General features: G+C 67.6%; 15 protein-coding genes. 4 read left to right on the top strand and 11 right to left on the bottom strand.

From position 1 onward, the window contains the following. Positions 1-263: 263 nt before the first annotated feature. Genes AC3A84_RS19450 through AC3A84_RS19440 form a run of 3 tightly spaced genes read left to right on the top strand, consistent with a single transcriptional unit; the run spans position 264 to position 3,232 of the window. The gene (locus AC3A84_RS19450; RefSeq protein ID WP_487971704.1) at positions 264-860 is read left to right on the top strand and encodes a TRAP transporter small permease; all 597 of its coding nucleotides are present in this window, start codon (positions 264-266) and stop codon (positions 858-860) included. Continuing rightward, the gene (locus tag AC3A84_RS19445) at positions 857-2,155 is read left to right on the top strand and encodes a TRAP transporter large permease (RefSeq protein ID WP_487971703.1); all 1,299 of its coding nucleotides are present in this window, start codon (positions 857-859) and stop codon (positions 2,153-2,155) included. Before AC3A84_RS19450 ends, AC3A84_RS19445 begins: the two co-directional genes overlap by 4 nt. 36 nt (positions 2,156-2,191) lie before the next feature. Then, positions 2,192-3,232 (top strand): DctP family TRAP transporter solute-binding subunit, encoded by a 1,041-nt coding sequence (locus tag AC3A84_RS19440; protein ID WP_487971702.1) that lies wholly within the window; start codon positions 2,192-2,194, stop codon positions 3,230-3,232. A 59-nt stretch (positions 3,233-3,291) separates the two neighbouring features. Here AC3A84_RS19440 and AC3A84_RS19435 read toward each other — a convergent pair whose 3' ends face one another. Together AC3A84_RS19435 and AC3A84_RS19430 are read right to left on the bottom strand one after the other, a co-directional pair. Continuing rightward, entirely contained in the window at positions 3,292-3,612 is a 321-nt protein-coding gene (locus AC3A84_RS19435; RefSeq protein WP_487971701.1) for a nucleotide pyrophosphohydrolase, read from the bottom strand. 72 nt (positions 3,613-3,684) lie between these two features. Beyond that, positions 3,685-5,526, bottom strand: coding sequence for an ABCB family ABC transporter ATP-binding protein/permease (locus AC3A84_RS19430; RefSeq protein WP_487971700.1), 1,842 nt, complete (start codon positions 5,524-5,526; stop codon positions 3,685-3,687). A 41-nt stretch (positions 5,527-5,567) separates the two neighbouring features. Here AC3A84_RS19430 and AC3A84_RS19425 point away from each other — a divergent pair, with 41 nt between their 5' ends. Next, the gene (locus tag AC3A84_RS19425; protein ID WP_487971699.1) at positions 5,568-6,044 is read left to right on the top strand and encodes an acyl-CoA thioesterase; all 477 of its coding nucleotides are present in this window, start codon (positions 5,568-5,570) and stop codon (positions 6,042-6,044) included. A gap of 112 nt (positions 6,045-6,156) precedes the next feature. Here AC3A84_RS19425 and AC3A84_RS19420 read toward each other — a convergent pair whose 3' ends face one another. The 9 genes from AC3A84_RS19420 to AC3A84_RS19380 form a co-directional block, all read right to left on the bottom strand. Then, positions 6,157-6,741, bottom strand: coding sequence for a bactofilin family protein (locus AC3A84_RS19420; protein WP_487971698.1), 585 nt, complete (start codon positions 6,739-6,741; stop codon positions 6,157-6,159). Between the two features lie 367 nt (positions 6,742-7,108). Continuing rightward, positions 7,109-7,918, bottom strand: coding sequence for an enoyl-CoA hydratase (locus AC3A84_RS19415; RefSeq protein ID WP_487971697.1), 810 nt, complete (start codon positions 7,916-7,918; stop codon positions 7,109-7,111). 46 nt (positions 7,919-7,964) lie between these two features. Then, positions 7,965-8,795, bottom strand: coding sequence for an acyl-CoA thioesterase (locus AC3A84_RS19410; protein WP_487971696.1), 831 nt, complete (start codon positions 8,793-8,795; stop codon positions 7,965-7,967). Positions 8,796-8,985: 190 nt separating this feature from the next. Then, complete coding sequence (locus AC3A84_RS19405) at positions 8,986-10,185, bottom strand: acetyl-CoA C-acyltransferase (RefSeq protein ID WP_288509610.1); 1,200 nt, start codon at positions 10,183-10,185, stop codon at positions 8,986-8,988. Between the two features lie 81 nt (positions 10,186-10,266). Next, the gene (locus AC3A84_RS19400) at positions 10,267-10,782 is read right to left on the bottom strand and encodes a DUF4442 domain-containing protein (RefSeq protein WP_092938844.1); all 516 of its coding nucleotides are present in this window, start codon (positions 10,780-10,782) and stop codon (positions 10,267-10,269) included. 19 nt (positions 10,783-10,801) lie between these two features. Continuing rightward, entirely contained in the window at positions 10,802-13,204 is a 2,403-nt protein-coding gene (locus tag AC3A84_RS19395) for a 3-hydroxyacyl-CoA dehydrogenase/enoyl-CoA hydratase family protein (protein ID WP_487971695.1), read from the bottom strand. A 21-nt stretch (positions 13,205-13,225) separates the two neighbouring features. Then, positions 13,226-13,660: a DUF2147 domain-containing protein gene (locus AC3A84_RS19390; RefSeq protein WP_487971694.1), complete on the bottom strand. Its 435-nt coding sequence runs from the start codon at positions 13,658-13,660 to the stop codon at positions 13,226-13,228. A 50-nt stretch (positions 13,661-13,710) separates the two neighbouring features. Next, positions 13,711-15,516 carry an acyl-CoA dehydrogenase C-terminal domain-containing protein gene (locus AC3A84_RS19385; RefSeq protein WP_487971693.1) on the bottom strand — a complete coding sequence of 602 codons (1,806 nt, stop codon included), beginning with the start codon at positions 15,514-15,516 and terminating at the stop codon, positions 13,711-13,713. An 83-nt stretch (positions 15,517-15,599) separates the two neighbouring features. Continuing rightward, on the bottom strand, positions 15,600-16,271 hold the full coding sequence (locus AC3A84_RS19380; protein WP_487971692.1) for a TetR/AcrR family transcriptional regulator: 672 nt from the start codon (positions 16,269-16,271) through the stop codon (positions 15,600-15,602). Between the last annotated feature and the right edge of the window lie 24 nt (positions 16,272-16,295).

The raw sequence follows: 16,295 nt of genomic DNA, 5'->3' as shown, positions 1-16,295 counted from the left end.
GCACTGCGGGGGGCCTTCCCAGGTGGTCCGCACCCTGCGGCTCCTTTGCTGCGCTGCGGGAACACCCCACGACGGCGCACGCACCTTTGGTTGCAAAATGGTTCGGGGCGCCACCGCGCCCACGGGCGGTCCCCGCCAAGCCTGTGGCGCACGAAGCCGGCAGGCGCCCCGCTGCCGCCGCACCCGTGCGCGCCCTGGCTGCCTTTCTGCCGATTCCCTCAAGCGCCCCCTTTTTCGCCTTTCTCCCGCTTCCTTCTCGACCCATGTCCGCCCACCCATCGCCCGGCTCCGCGCCGGACGCCACCGCTCGCCCCCCCGGCAACGACGCCAACGAACCGCCCCGGTCCCTCCGCATCGAAGACTGGCTCACCGTGATCGTGATGGCGCTGCTCGCACTCATCACCTTCGCCAATGTGCTGGTGCGCTACTTCACCAACTCTTCTTTCGCGTGGACGGAGGAGATCTCCGTCTTCCTGATGATCGTGCTGGCGCTGGTGGCCGGCTCCGCCGCGGTGGCGCGCGACCGCCACATCCGCATCGAATGGTTCGCCGAGCGCGGCTCGCCCGCGCGGCGCCGGTTCCTCGCACAGTTCGGGGCAGCCCTGGTGGCGGTGCTGTTTGGCGTAATCGCGGTGCTCAGCGTGCGCGTGGTCTATGACGACTTCCGCTTCGAGGAAACCTCGCCCGGCATCGGCGTGCCGCAATGGTGGTATTCGATCTGGCTGCCCATCCTTTCGCTGCTGATCACCTGGCGCGCGATAGGCCTCTACATCCGCCGGGGCCGTCAGCCCGATACGTTCTTCACCGATGCCGACGCGGCGCCGGGCACGCCGGGCGTGCCGCAGGAGCGCCAGCCATGATCGCCACCTTGCTCTTTGTGGCCTTCCTGGCGCTGATGTTCGTGGGAGTGCCCATCGGCGCGGCCCTGGGCCTGGCGGGCGCCGCCGCCATCGCGCTGGCCAACCACGACGCGCAGTGGTTCGGCCTGCTGGCCGTGCCGCAGAACTTCTATGCCGGCCTGGGCAAGTACCCGCTGCTGGCCATTCCCATGTTCGTGCTGGTGGGCTCGATCTTCGATCGCTCGGGCGTGGCGCTGCGCCTGGTCAACTTCGCCGTCGCCATCGTGGGCCGCGGCCCCGGCATGCTGCCGCTGGTGGCGATCGCCGTGGCCATGTTCCTGGGGGGCATCTCGGGCTCGGGGCCGGCCAACGCGGCGGCCGTGGGCGGCGTGATGATCGCAGCCATGAGCCGCGCGGGCTACCCGGGCAGCTTCTCGGCCAGCGTGGTGGGTGCGGCTGCGGCCACCGACATCCTGATTCCGCCCTCGGTCGCCTTCATCATCTATTCGGTGCTGGTGCCGGGCGCCTCGGTGCCGGCCCTGTTCGCGGCCGGCATGGTGCCGGGCGTGCTGGCCGGCGTGGCGCTGATCGTGCCCGCCGTGTGGCTGGCGCGCCGCCACAGGATGGGAGCGCTGGAAGCCTCCATGCCGCGCCCGCCGTTCTGGCAGAGCCTGCGCGAAGCCTCCTGGGGCCTGGCCGCGCCGGTGCTGATCCTGGGCGGCATGCGCGCGGGCTGGTTCACGCCCACCGAGGCCGCCGTGGTGGCCGTCTTCTACGGGCTCTTCGTGGGCATGTGCATCCACCGCACCATCACCTGGCGCGATCTGTTCCCCATCCTGCGCGAAGCGGGCGAGCTTTCGGCCGTGATCCTGCTGGTGGTGTCGCTCGCGGGCATCTTCGCGTTCTCGCTGTCCACGCTGGGCGTGATCGACCCGGTGGCCAACGCCATCGTGCATTCGGGCCTGGGCGAATACGGCGTGCTGGCGCTGCTGATCCTGCTGCTGATCACCGTGGGCATGTTCCTGGACGGCATCTCGATCTTCCTGATCTTCGTGCCGCTGCTGCTGCCCATCATGAACCACTACCGTTGGGACCCGGTATGGTTCGGCGTGATCCTCACGCTCAAGGTGGCGCTGGGCCAATTCACGCCGCCGCTGGCCGTGAACCTGATGGTGTCGTGCCGCATCGCCGGCGTGCGCATGGAATCCACCGTGCGCTGGGTCGGCCCCATGCTGCTGGCCATGGGGCTCGTCATGCTGCTGGTCATCGCCTTCCCGCAGCTCGCTCTGTGGCTGCCTGCCCGGCTGGGCTACTGACGGAATCCCGATTCGTACAACCAGGAGACTGAAACCATGAAACTGCGCACCTTTCTCACCTCTGCCATGGCGGCCGCTGCGGCCCTGGCCTTCAGCGCCACGCCCGCACTGGCCCAGACCAACTACAAGAGCGAATACCGCATGTCGCTGGTGCTGGGCACCGCCTTTCCCTGGGGCAAGGGGGGCGAGATCTGGGCCAACAAGGTCCGCGAACGCACGCAAGGCCGCATCAACATCAAGCTCTATCCGGGCGTGTCGCTGATCCAGGGCGACCAGACGCGCGAATTCAGCGCGCTGCGCCAGGGCGTGATCGACATGGCCATCGGCTCGACGATCAACTGGTCGCCGCAGGTCAAGCAGCTCAACCTGTTCTCACTGCCCTTCTTCTTTCCCGACTACGCTGCCGTCGATGCCGTGACACAGGGCGAGGCCGGCAAGACGATCTTCCAGACGCTGGACAAGGCCGGCGTGGTGCCGCTGGCCTGGGGCGAGAACGGCTACCGCGAGATCTCCAACTCCAAGCGCCCCATCAAGAGCCCGGCGGACCTGAAGGGCATGAAGATCCGCGTGGTCGGCTCGCCGCTGTTCCTGGACACTTTCAGCGCCCTGGGCGCCAACCCGACGCAGATGAGCTGGGCCGACGCCCAGCCCGCCATGGCCAGCGGCGCGGTCGATGGGCAGGAGAACCCGCTGTCGGTCTATATGGCGGCCAAGCTCTACACGGTGGCGCAGAAGTACGTCACGCTGTGGAACTACATGAACGACCCGCTGATCTTCGTGGTCAACAAGGACATCTGGAACAGCTGGACCCCGGCCGACCGGGAGATCGTCAAGCAGGCCGCCATCGACGCGGGCAAGGAGCAGATCGCCATCGCCCGCAAGGGCTTGGTGGAGGCCGACAAGCCCCTGCTCAAGGACATCGCCAGCCACGGCGTGACCGTGACGCAGCTCAGCCCCGAAGAGCGCCAGGCCTTCGTGCAGGCCACGCGGCCGGTGGTGGACAAGTGGAAGGGCACCATCGGCGCCGACCTGATCGGCGCGGCCGAGAAGGCCATTGCCGCACGCAAGAAGCCCTGAACCTCAGCCTGCTTGCGGCGCCCGAGCCCCGCCCCTGCGGGGCTTTTTGCATGGCCGCCTCAGCGCGGCGCGGGCGGGTGCTTGACCGCGTTCATCGCCAGCTTGCGGGCCACGGCGGCTTCCAGATCCACGCCGGTGTGGTCGGCCAGCTGCAGCAGGTAGAGCAGCACGTCGGCCATTTCCTCGCCCACGCGATCGCGCCCCGCGCGCTGCTGCGTGAGCGACCGCGACTCTTCGGGCGTGAGCCACTGGAACAGCTCCAGCAGCTCGGCCGATTCCACCATCAGGGCCATCGCCAGGTTCTTGGGCGTGTGGAAGGGCTGCCAGTCCCGGGCCGCGGCGAATTCGCGCAGCTGGCGCTGCAGGGCGGGTACATCCATCGTCGGTCTTCCATTCGAGCGATCCATCGATCACTATCAATTCAATAGCAAACTACCCAGGCGGTTAGCAAGCTAGCCGGCGATTTCGCCATGGCTTTGCTGCAGCGCCCACATGCTGGCGTAGCGCCCGCCGCGGGCCAGCAGCTCGGCATGCGTGCCGCGCTCCACGATCTGGCCGGCGTCCATGACCAGGATCTCGTGGGCATCGACCACGGTGGAGAGGCGGTGGGCGATGAGTAGCGTGGTCTTGCCTTCGGCCGCGCTTTTCAGCTCGGCCTGGATGGCGCGTTCGTTGGCCGAATCCAGCGCGCTGGTGGCCTCGTCGAAGATCAGGATGGGCGGGTCCTTGAGCAGCGTGCGGGCGATGGCCACGCGCTGCTTCTCGCCGCCCGAGAGCTTGAGCCCGCGCTCGCCCACCGGGGTGGCATAGCCCTGCGGCGTGCCAGCGATGAAGCCGTGGATGCGCGCAGCCTGCGCGGCGGCCTGCACCTCCTCCTGCGTGGCGCCGGGCCGGCCGTAGGCGATGTTGTAGGCGATGGTGTCGTTGAACAGCACCGTGTCCTGCGGCACGATGCCGATGGCGCGGCGCACGCTGTGCTGCGTCACGGCGCGCAGGTCCTGCCCGCCGATGGTGATGGCGCCGGCCTGGATGTCGTAGAAGCGGTAGAGCAGCCGCGCCAGGGTCGATTTGCCCGAGCCCGAGGGGCCCACCACCGCCACCGTGCGGCCGGCAGGGATCTCGAAGCTCACGCCGCGCAGGATGGGCCGCGCCGGGTCGTAGGCGAACTGCACGTCAGCGAAGCGCACGGCGGGCGGGCCCGCCAGCTGCAGCGGCGCGGCGCCGGGGGCGTCGGCCACCTCGCGCTCACGGTCCATCAGCGTGAACATCTTGTCCAGATCGGTCAGGCTCTGCTTGATCTCGCGGTAGATCACGCCCAGGAAGTTGAGCGGGATGTAGAGCTGGATCATGAAGGCGTTGACCATGACCAGGTCCCCCACCGTCATGCGCCCGTCGGCCACGCCCTGGGCCGCGCGCCAGAGCATGGCGACCAGCCCGGTGGCGATGATGAGCTGCTGGCCGGTGTTGAGCAGCGACAGCGAGTTCTGGCTTTTCAGCCGCGCGCGGCGCAGGCGCTGCAGGCTCTCGTCGTAGCGCTGCGCCTCGAAGGCTTCGTTGTTGAAGTACTTCACCGTCTCGTAGTTCAGCAGCGAATCGATGGCCTTGGAATGCGCGGCCGAGTCGAATTCGTTGGCCTGCCGGCGGAAATGCGTGCGCCATTCGGTCACGCTCACGGTGAAGGCGATGTAGCAGGCCAGCGCCGCCAGCGTGATCCAGGCGAAGCCCGCATCGAAGCGCACGGCCAGCACGGTGAGCACCATGAACACTTCCACCAGCGTGGCGCCGATGTTGAACAGCGTGAACGAGATCAGCGACTGGATGCTGCTCATGCCGCGCTCGATGTCGCGCGTCATGCCGCCGGTCTGCCGCTCCAGGTGGAAGCGCAGCGAGAGCGCGTGCAGATGCTCGAAGGTCTGCAGCGCGATCGCGCGCGCCGCGCCCTGCGTGGCCTTGGCGAAGACCAGCTCGCGCAGCTCGGTGAACACCGAGGTGGAGAGCCGCAGCAGTCCGTAGGCCACGATCAGCGCCATCGGCACCACCACGACGGCTGCCGGGCTGCCGGGCGGGATCGTCATCGCATCCACCAGGTGCTTGAGCAACAGCGGCACGCCTACGTTGGCGCTCTTGGCGATGAAGACGAAGGCCAGCGCGGCGGCTACGCGCCACTTGTAATCCCAGAGATAGGGCAGCAGCCGGGCGATGGTGCCCCAGTCGGAGCGTGGCGAAGCGGAGGGGGACGCCGGGGCCGAGGCGGCCGGGCGGAGGTGGGCTGCAGATTCGCCGTGGGGGCGCATGAGGGACAATTCCGGTTGTTGTTTTTACCCAGATTGTGCCCATGACCGAATCCCCCAGCCCCGCGCGTGCCGCAGCGCGTGCCCCTGCCCTGCTGACCGCCCTGCCCGCAGACAAGGAACTGGTGCTCAAGGTCATCCCCATGCCCGGCGACTGCAACGCCAATGGCGACATCTTCGGTGGCTGGGTGATGGCGCAGGTGGATCTCGCCGGCTCGGTGCTGCCCGCGCGCTATGTGCAGGGCCGCATGGCCACGGTGGCGGTGAACGAATTCATCTTCAAGCAGCCGGTGCGGGTGGGCGACATCCTCTCGTTCTACGCGAGCGTGCAGCGCATCGGCCGCACGTCGGTGACGGTGGAAGTCGAGGTGTATGCCGAGCGCTTCGCCACCCAGGGCAAGTACCTGAAGGTGACCGAGGCGCGCCTGACCTATGTGGCCATCGACGCCTCCGGCCGGCCCCGGCCGATCCCGCCGCGTGCGGAAGACGACGCGGCGGACGGAACGCTGACCACGGAGTGAATCAGCCCTCGATGGATTGATGGAGTGCAACGGAAACCGGGCTGCAAGAGCGTGCCCGGTGGAAAGCCATCGCGCTGCGGCGCCCGGACGGGCGGGCCGCAGCCGCCGCCGCTCAGGCCGCCGCGAGGGCGGGCGTTTCGTTGCGGGGCGCGTTATAGGCCGCCGTGGTGCTTGCGCTGCTGCTCCGGCTGGCGCTCATGCCCGCCTCGATCTCGCCCGAGAGCTGGCCGCCTTCTTCGATCACCACCTTGCCGTAACGGATCTTGCCCGTGACCTTGCCGGTGCTGTAGATCACCAGCTTCTGGCGCACGGTGAGGGTGCCGTCGAACTCGCCATGGATCTCGGCAATGTCGATCTCGGCCGAGCCGCGGAACGCGCCCTGCTCTGCGATGTGGATCACGCGCGAATCCATCGTGGCCTCGACGGTGCCTTCGACCACCAGCGTGTCGCAATCGGTGATCTCCACGCCCTTGAGCTTGATGTTCGGGCCGACGGTGAGCTTGCTGCCAGCACCTTCGGTGGCGGCTGAGGTCGCCGTCGCGGCGGGCGTGGCCGTCAGGGGCTTGCCGGCAACACTCGCCCCGGCGGCGGGATTCAGGGTGCCCGGGGTGGTAGCGCCCCCCAGCACGGAGTTGGATTGGCGGGGCTGGAATGCGTCGGGTTCACGCTTGCCAAAGAACGGGTTTTGCACGGCCATCAGATCTCCTTGAAAAGAGAGGCCATGCTAGAAGCGCTGCCGTAGGAAATATCCCCGCATCCGGCAAGAACCGTAACGAAACCCCTCGTTCGTTGCATGCGCTTGCAGGGTTTGCAGCGACACACAGCGACCGGACCGGATGGTGGAACGCAGCACATCCCGCCTTCCTCCGAAGCCGACGGCAGGAGGCCTGCTTCAGCAGGCGCTGAAATCAGGGCGCCTTTTTTAACGAAAACCCTTGAGCCGCTGCGCGGCAAGCTACCTGACGGTAGCCCCTGATTTCAGCAGGCGCTGAAATCAGGGCGCCGTTTTTGGCGAAAACCTCTGGGCCGCTGCGCGGCACGCTACCTGACGGTAGCCCCTGATTTCAGCAGGCGCTGAAATCAGGGCGCCGTTTTTCCATGAACGCGGTGAAGGCTTCGCGGGCCGCGGGCTGGGTCAGCATGCGGCCGAAGCTATCGCCCTCGTGGGCGATGCGCTCGAGCACGGCGGCCTGGTCTGCGCCCTTCATGAGGCGCTTGGTCTCGATCAGCGAGCTGAGCGGCTTGCCGGCGAGCTTGCGGGCCTGGGTTTGGGCGACCATGTTGCATTCGGTGGGCGGCACCACACGGTTGACCAGGCCCACTTCCAGCGCGGCCTCGGCCATGAAGGGCTCGCCCAGCAGCAGGGCTTCGGCCGCGCGGTGGTAGCCGAACATGCGCGGCACCAGCAGGCTGGAAGCCGCCTCTGGGCACAGTCCGAGGTTCACGAAGGGCATCGAGAACGCGGCGTTGTCGCCCGCATAGACCAGATCGCAATGGAACAGCATGGTGGTGCCGATGCCCACGGCCGGGCCGCAGACGGCCGCGACCACGGGCTTGGGGAAGGTGGCGATGCCGCGCAGGAAGCGGAACACGGGCGAATCCTGCGCCGAGGGCTTTTGCTCCAGGAAGTCTCCGATGTCGTTGCCCGCGCTGAAGATGGCCACATCGCCCTGCAGCACGACCACGCGCACGGCCGGGTCCTGCGCGGCGGCGTCGAAGGCGTCGGCCAGGGTCGCGTACATGGCGCGGGTGATGGAGTTCTTCTTGTCCAGCCGGTTGAAGGTGATGGTGGTGATGCCGGCTTCGGTGTGGATCAGGATGTCCTGCGAAGTGCCTTCGGCCTGCGGGGATGCGGTGGCGGTGGAATCGGTCATGCGGAGTTCCTTTCTTGCGTGCTGCGGCTGCGTGGGGGGCGCCGCATCATTCCTTGTAATAGACGATCTGGTGGCTGGTCGCCAGCAACGTGCCGCCATGGTTCCACAACTGCGCGGTCTGGTCGAAGAAACCATTGCGGAATTCCTGCGCGCGGGCCTGGCCCAGCACGTGGCCGGCGCCGCTGGCTTTGAGCTGCGCGCTGCCGGCATGGAAATACACCGTGAGCGAAACGGTGCCGGCCGGCACGCGCAGCGCGCGGCGCAGCCAGACGCGCGGGTAGAACACGTCGGCCAGCGCAGTCAGCGCGCAGAAGTCGAGCGGCCGCGCCGGCGCGTCGCGCATCCAGAGCTGCGTGAGCGTGCCCTCGCCCCGGCTGCCGTCCCAGCGCTGCGGTATATTGCCAGCCACGGGGCGCAGATCGTAGCGATCCAGCCAGGCGGTGCCCAGCCCCGGGCCCAGGGGCTCCAGCATCTCCGGCGCGGGGGCCGCTGGCATGGGGGTGTCGCTGTCGCTCCAGGTGTCGCGGCGCGCGGCGGTGACGGCCGTGGCGGTGGTAGCCGTCACGGGCTCGCCGTCGGGCCCGGGTTGGGTGATGGAGAGGGTCCAGTGCTGGGTGGAGCGGTTGGTGCGCACCGGCGTGGCCTGCACGGTGAAAGGGCCCTCGGCGACCGCACCCGCATAGTTCACCGTGAGCGACAGCGGCTCGCCGAGCCGATCAGGGTGCTGCATGACGGCCTGCAGCAGCGTGGCGGCGGTGATGCCGCCGAACGGTCCCACCATGTTCCAGTAAGCCGGCGTGGTGCGGCCGGCGAAGCGGTGAGCACCGGCCGGTTCCAGCGCGATGGCGTCGTCGAAGGGGTGCAGAGCATCGGTCATGGGGGATCAGTGTGCCGTGGTTGAAAGCGGTGCGCCGTCGTGCCCGCGACTTTGCGCTCTGCGAGGGGAGCGGCGTGACTTCGCCAGCAGACGCCGTGGAACGGCCTTCGCCCGGGCGCTGGCGCCGAGCCCCTTCCCGCGCACCAGTGCGGGAGAAGGGGAAGCGGCTTAGCCGCTCAGGGGGTGGACATCAAACCCGCTCGAAGATGCCGGCGGCGCCCTGCCCCATGCCCACGCACATGGTGACCATGCCGTACTTGAGGTTCTTGCGGCGCAGCGCATGCACCACCGTGGCGGCGCGGATGGCGCCCGTGGCGCCCAGCGGGTGGCCCAGAGCGATGGCGCCGCCCATGGGGTTGACCTTGGCCGGGTCCAGGCCCAGCTGGCGGATGACGGCCAGGGACTGCGCGGCGAAGGCCTCGTTCAGCTCGAACCAGTCGATGTCGCCGTGCTGCAGGCCGGCGTAGCGCAACGCGGCCGGGATCGCCTCGATGGGGCCGATGCCCATGATGCTGGGCGGCACGCCCTTGCTGGCGAAACTGACGAAGCGCGCCAACGGCGTGAGGCCGAAGCGCTTGACCGCCGATTCGCTGGCCAGGATGAGCGCGCCCGCGCCGTCGCTGGTCTGCGAGCTGTTGCCGGCCGTGACCGATCCGCGCGCGGCGAACACGGTCTTGAGCTTAGCCAGTCCTTCCAGGCTGGTGTCGGGGCGGGCGCCCTCGTCCAGCGTCACGGTGCGGGTCTTGGCGATGGCCTCGCCGGTGGCGAGGTCGGCCGTGCGGTCGGTCACCTCGATGGGCGTGATCTCGTCGGTGAATTCGCCCGCCTGCTGCGCGGCCAGCGCCTTCTGGTGCGACTGCAGCGCGAAGGCGTCCTGGTCCTCGCGGCTCACCTTCCACTGCTGGGCGACCTTCTCGGCCGTCAGACCCATGCCGTAGGCGATGCCCACGTCGCCGTCCTTGGCGAAGATGCTGGGCGAAAGCGAAGGCGTGTTGCCCATCATGGGCACCATGCTCATGCTTTCGACGCCGGCGGCGATCATCACCTCGGCCTCGCCCACGCGGATGCGGTCGGCCGCCATCTGCACCGCCGACAGGCCCGAGGCGCAGAAGCGGTTGACGGTGATGCCGCCCACGCTGGTGGGCAGGCCGGCCAGCACGGCGCCGATGCGTGCCACGTTCAGGCCCTGTGCGCCTTCGGGGATGGCGCAGCCGCAGATGATGTCCTCGATGGAGGCCGGGTCCAGCCCCGGCACCTGGGCCAGCGCGGCCTTCAGGGTCGTGGCCAGCAGGTCGTCGGGCCGGGTGTTACGGAAATAGCCGCGGTGCGACTTGCCGATGGGCGTGCGCGTGGCGGCGACGATGTAGGCGTCCTGCAGTTGTTTTGCCATGGAGAAGGCTCCTTCAAGCGATCCGTCGATCGGTCAGTCTGTCAGTCAATCTTGTGGGTAGGTTCGGTGGCTCGCTGGCACTCACCTGGCGGGGCGGCTGGAGGGCACCCAGGCCCACGTGAATTCGCACTCCACCGGCTCCACGCCGGCCTCGTCCGTCACGGTGACCTGCACCTGCATCTCGCCCCTGTCGCTCGCCTGCATGGCTGCGCGCTGCGCGTCGCTCAGCACCGCCACGGCGCGCAGGGCGCCGGTGGCGCGCTTGCGGAAGGCCATCTTCATGTCCTTGGCCAGCGGCAGGCAGTCGTCGCGCACGTTCAGCCCCACGGCCATGCCGGTGGCCGTCTCGGCCAGCAGGTTCATGGCCGAGGCATGGATCCCGCCGATGTGGTTGCGCACGCGGGGCTCGTTGCCGAGGCGCACTTCCACGCGGCTGGGCGACATCTCCACGAATTCCACGCGCGCCGTGCGGGTGAACGGCACGGCGCGGCGCAGCACGAGGTTGCGCACCCAGGGGCGCAGCAGCCGGGGGAATTCGTCCACCTGCTGCAGTTGCAGCTGCATGCGGTTGGGGGCGATGTCGGTGGTGGTCGTCATGGCGGCGAGCGGCGGGGCTTCAGTTGCGCACCGGCTTGCCGGTGCTCAGCATGCCCAGGATGCGTTCCTGCGTCTTGGGGTGCTGGATGAGGGCGCAGAAGGCCTTGCGCTCCAGCGCCATCAGGTATTCCTCGCTCACCAGCGTGCCGGCATCCACGTCGCCGCCGCAGACGATCTCGGCGATCAGGGTGGCGATGTGCTGGTCGTGGTCGCTGATGAAGCCGCCGTCGCGCATGTTGACCAGTGAGCCGCGGATGGTGGCGATGCCGCTGCGCCCTGCGACCGGGAACAGGCGCTTGTTCGGCGCGCGCCAGCCGCTGGCGGCCATGGCACGGGCTTCGTTGAGCGCGACGAACAGCACCTCGTCCTTGTGCGGCACGACGATGTCGCTCTCCAGCAGGTAGCCGAGCTTGCGGGATTCCAGCGCGCTCGTGCCCACCTTGGCCATGGCGGCGGCGGTGAAGCCTTCGGTCAGGAAGGGCAGCAGGTCCTTGCCGGTGGAAGCGGCGGCATTCTCGGCCGCGCGGCGGGCGATGTAGGTCAGGCCGCCCGCGCCGGGCACCAGGCCCACGCCCACTTCGACCAGGCCGATGTAGCTTTCCATGTGGGCCACGCGGCGCGCCGAATACACGGCCAGCTCGCAGCCGCCGCCCAGCGCCATGCCGTGGATGGCCGAGATGACCGGCACCTGGGCATAGCGCAGGCGCAGCATCAGGTTCTGCAGCTCCTGCTCCACGCTTTCGATGGCGGAGATGCCGGCCACGACGAAGGCGGGCATGGTGGCCTGCAGGTCAGCGCCCACGCTGAAGGGGGCGTCGCCGGACCAGATCACCAGGCCGTCGTATTCGCGCTCGGCGGTGTCGATGGCTTCGATCAGGCCCTCCATCACGTCGGGGCTGATCGCGTGCATCTTGCTTTGGATGCTGGCGATGAGCACCTTGCCGTCCAGCGTCCAGGTGCGCAGCGCATCGGATTCGGCCACCGTGGTGCCGGCCGTGCGCCAGTCGGGCAGACTGGTTTCGCCCAGCAGGCGTTCGGGGAAGTGCTGGCGCTCATAGACGGGCAGCTGGCGGCGCGGCACGAACGTCGATTTCGACGCGCTCCACGAGCCTTCGGCCGTGTGCACGCCGCCGGCATCGGCCACCGGGCCCTTGAAGACCCACTCGGGCAGCGGCGCCTTCGACAGCGCCTTGCCTGCGTCGATGTCCTCCTGGATCATCTTCGCCACGTCGAGCCAGCCGGCCTCTTGCCAGAGCTCGAAGGGGCCCTGCTTCATGCCGAAGCCCCAGCGCATGGCCTGGTCCACGTCGCGCGCGTTGTCGGCGATGGTGGCCAGGTGCACGGCAGCGTAGTGAAAGCTGTTGCGCAGGATGGCCCAGAGGAAGCGGCCCTGCGCGCCCTCGGCATTGCGCAGCAGTTTGAGGCGCTCGGCGGCGGGCTTCTTGAGCATGCGGCCATAGACCTCGTCGGCCTTCTGGCCGCCCGGCACGTAGTCGCCTTCGGCCAGGTCGAAGCGCAGGATGTCGCGGCCCACCTTCTTGTAGAAGCCGGCCTTGGTCTTCTGGCCCAGGTGCTTCATCTCGATCAGCTTGTTCAGCACTTCGGGCGTGCCGAAGCTGCCGTAGAACGGATCGGTCTCTTCCGTCAGGTTGTCCTGCAGCGTCTTGATGACGTGGGCCATGGTGTCCAGGCCCACCACGTCGGCGGTGCGGAAGGTGCCGCTGGAGGCGCGGCCCAACTTCTTGCCGGTGAGGTCGTCCACCACGTCGTAGGTGAGGCCGAAGTTCTCCACCTCCTTCATCGTCGCCAGCATGCCGGCGATGCCGACGCGGTTGGCGATGAAGTTGGGCGTGTCGTGCGCGCGCACCACGCCCTTGCCCAGGCCGCTGGTCACGAAGGCTTCAAGCTGGTCCAACACGGCGGGCTGGGTGGTGGGCGTGTCGATCAGCTCCACCAGCGTCATGTAGCGCGGCGGGTTGAAGAAGTGGATGCCGCAAAAGCGCGGCTTGATGGCGTCTGGCAGCGCCTCGGAGAGCTTGGTGATCGACAGCCCCGAGGTGTTGGACGCCACGATGGCCTGCGGCGCGACGAAGGGCGCGATCTTCTTGTAGAGATCGAGCTTCCAGTCCATGCGCTCGGCGATGGCCTCGATGATGAGGTCGCATTCGCGCAGCTGATCCAGGTGCTCTTCGTAGTTGGCCTGGCCGATCAGCGCGGCATCATCCGCCACGCCCAGCGGCGCGGGCTTGAGCTTCTTCAGCCCCTCGATGGCCTTGGCGACGATGCCGTTCTTCGGGCCTTCCTTGGCCGGCAGGTCGAACAGCACGACCGGCACCTTCACGTTGGCGAGGTGGGCGGCGATCTGCGCGCCCATCACGCCTGCGCCGAGCACGGCGACTTTCTTCACTTGGAATCGGGACATGGTGGTTTCTTGTCGAATGGGTTACTGCACGCGCTGCCAGACTTGCGTGCGCCAGAAGGGCCCCAGATAGCCGCGCACTTCCAGCTTGGCGCCGCCCTCGATGGGCGTGAAGCTGGCGCGGTATTCCTTGCCGCTCTCAGGATCGAGAATCTTGCCGCCCTCCCACACGTCCTTGGCGTCGGCCTTCCTGCCGCCGCGGATGATCTCCAGGCCGGCAATGGGCTGGCCCTTGCGGTCGTCGGTGCATTCCACACAGGTGGCGTCGGGAGCCGTGTCTTTTTTGAGCGACTTCTCGATGCGCCCGGTCAACGCACCGGCGGCTTCGCCGATGCGGATCTGGGCCTTGGCCTCGCCGGTCTTGTCGTCGATGCTGCGCCACGTGCCCACGGGGGTGACCTGGGCCCAGACGGGGGCGGTGATTGCTACACAAAAGATAGCTACTAGCGCTTTATTCATAAGGGCTCCTTGGCAAAAACGTGGATAAACGGCGAGAGACGGCGGCCCGTTCAGGCCAGCGCGGCGTCGGTGTCCATCAGCGGCTTGGCGCCGGCACGCGCGGTGCGCATCAGCGTGGCCGTTTCAGGGAACAGCTTGGCGAAGTAGAAGCGCGCCGTCTGCAGCTTGGCGACGTAGAACGGGTCGGTGTTGCCGGCCGCGATCTCGCGCAGCGCGACCTGGGCCATGCGGGCGAACAGGTAGCCGAACACCAGGTGGCCGGCCACGCGCAGGTAATCGACGGCGGCGGCCCCCACTTCGTCGGGGTTCTGGAAACCCTTGAAGCCGATCTCGGTGGTGAACTTGGTCATCTGGTCGCCCAGGTAGGCCACGGGGTTGATGAACTCGGCCATCTTCTCGTTCACGCCTTCTTCTTCCACCAGCTTGGCGACCAGCTTGCCCAGCTTCTTGAGCGTGGCGCCGTTATTGCCCAGGACCTTGCGGCCCAGCAGGTCCAGCGACTGGATGGTGTTCGTGCCTTCATAGATCATGTTGATGCGGTTGTCCCGCACGAACTGCTCCATGCCCCATTCCTTGATGAAGCCGTGGCCGCCGAACACCTGCATGCAGGCGTTGGTGGAGATGTGGCCGTTGTCGGTGATGAAGGCCTTGACGATGGGCGTCAGCAGCGCGACCAGCTCGTCCGAGTCCTTGCGCACCTTGTCGTCCGGGTGGCTGTGGGCCTTGTCCAGCAGCAGCGTGCAGTAGATCTGCAGCGCGCGGGCGCCTTCGGCATAGGCCTTGGCCGTGAGCAGCATCTTGCGCACGTCGGGGTGGACGATGATCGGATCGGCGTCCTTGTCCTTGGCCTTGGTGCCCGAGAGGCTGCGCATCTGGATGCGGTCCTTGGCGTAGGCCAGCGCGTTCTGGAAGGCCACTTCGGTCAGCCCCAGCGACTGGTTGCCCACACCCAGGCGGGCCGCATTCATCATCACGAACATGGCCTGCAGGCCCTTGTGGGGCTGGCCCACCAAGGTGCCGATGGCGCCGTCGATGGCGATCTGCGCGGTGGCGTTGCCGTGGATGCCCATCTTGTGTTCCAGGCCGGCGCAGAAGATCGGGTTGCGCTCGCCCAGCGAGCCGTCGGCGTTGACGTGGTACTTGGGCACCACGAACAGGCTGATGCCCTTGCTGCCCTTGGGAGCATCGGGCAGGCGGGCCAGCACCAGGTGGACGATGTTCTCGGTGAAATCGTGCTCGCCGGCGCTGATGAAGATCTTGTTGCCGGTGATCTTGTAGGTACCTTCGGGTGCGCCGGCCACGGGCTCTGCCTTGGTGCGCAGCATGCCCAGATCCGTGCCGCAATGGGGTTCGGTCAGGCACATGGTGCCGGTCCACTCGCCGCTTACCAGCTTGGGCAGATAGGTCTTCTTCTGCTCGTCGGTACCGTGCGCCAGCAGCGCTTCGTAGGCGCCGTGGGAGAGGCCGGGATACATGGTCCAGGCCTGGTTGGCGCTGTTGAGCATTTCGTAGAGGCACTGGTTGAGCACGAAGGGCAGGCCCTGGCCGCCGTATTCGGGGTCGCACGAGAGCGCCGCCCAGCCGCCTTCGATGTACTGCGCATAGGCTTCCTTGAAGCCCTTGGGCGTGGTCACCTCATGCGTCTGCTTATCCAGCGTGCAGCCCTCTTCGTCGCCCGAAATATTGAGCGGAAAGGCCACGCCGGCGGCGAACTTGCCAGCCTCTTCCAGCACGGCGTTGATGGTGTCCTCATCGACCTCGGCATGCTTGGGCATCGCCTTGAACTCGTCGGAAACGCGGAAAACCTCGTGCATCACGAATTGCATGTCGCGCAGGGGAGGCGTGTAGCTGGGCATGTGGGCTCCTCAAAAGGCTGGAAGGGAAACGAACGTTGTCGAAGGGACCGATGGGTGGAACACGGAGGGCAACGCGGACGGGCTCAACCGCCGCTGCTGCCGGAATCGGGCACGCCGTAGCGCGCCAGGATGTTGTCGAAGCCGGCATTGGCCCGGTCGATCGAGCCGGGCGTCTGCAGGAAGCGCGCTTCGTAGTGCAGCGCCAGGATGAGGCCGTGGATCTCGAACAGCATCTGATCGGGGCTCACGTCGGCGCGCAGCTGGCCCAACTCCTTGGACTGCTCGATGGCGCGCTTCATCGCGGCGAGCCAGGTCAGCACGGAACTCGCGAGCGCGTCGCGCACCGGGCCCGCTCGGTCGTCGAACTCCACGGCGCCGCTGATGTAGATGCAGCCGGAATCGATTTCGATGGAGGTGCGCTGCATCCAGTGGGCGAACATGGCCCGCAGCCGCGCCACGCCGCGCGGGGCGTTCATCGCGGGGTAGAAGACCTCTTGCTCGAACCGCACGTGGTATTCGCGGATCACGGAGATCTGCAACTCTTCGCGCGAGCCGAAATGGGCGAAGACGCCGGACTTGCTCATGCCCGTGACGTCGGCCAGCGCGCCGATGGACAGGCCTTCGAGCCCGATGTGGGTGGCCAGGCCCAACGCCGCCTCGACGATGACGGCCTTGGTCTGCTGACCCTTTTGGAGGGCACGGCCTTCCCGCGCCGCGGCGCGGACGGGTTTGTGGGGAGCGGACGTGTCAGTCATGGAAAATAAAACGAACGATCGTGC

The sequence above is a fragment of the Paracidovorax sp. genome, assembly GCF_057642795.1.
This window is presented reverse-complemented; position numbering and strand designations above follow the sequence as displayed.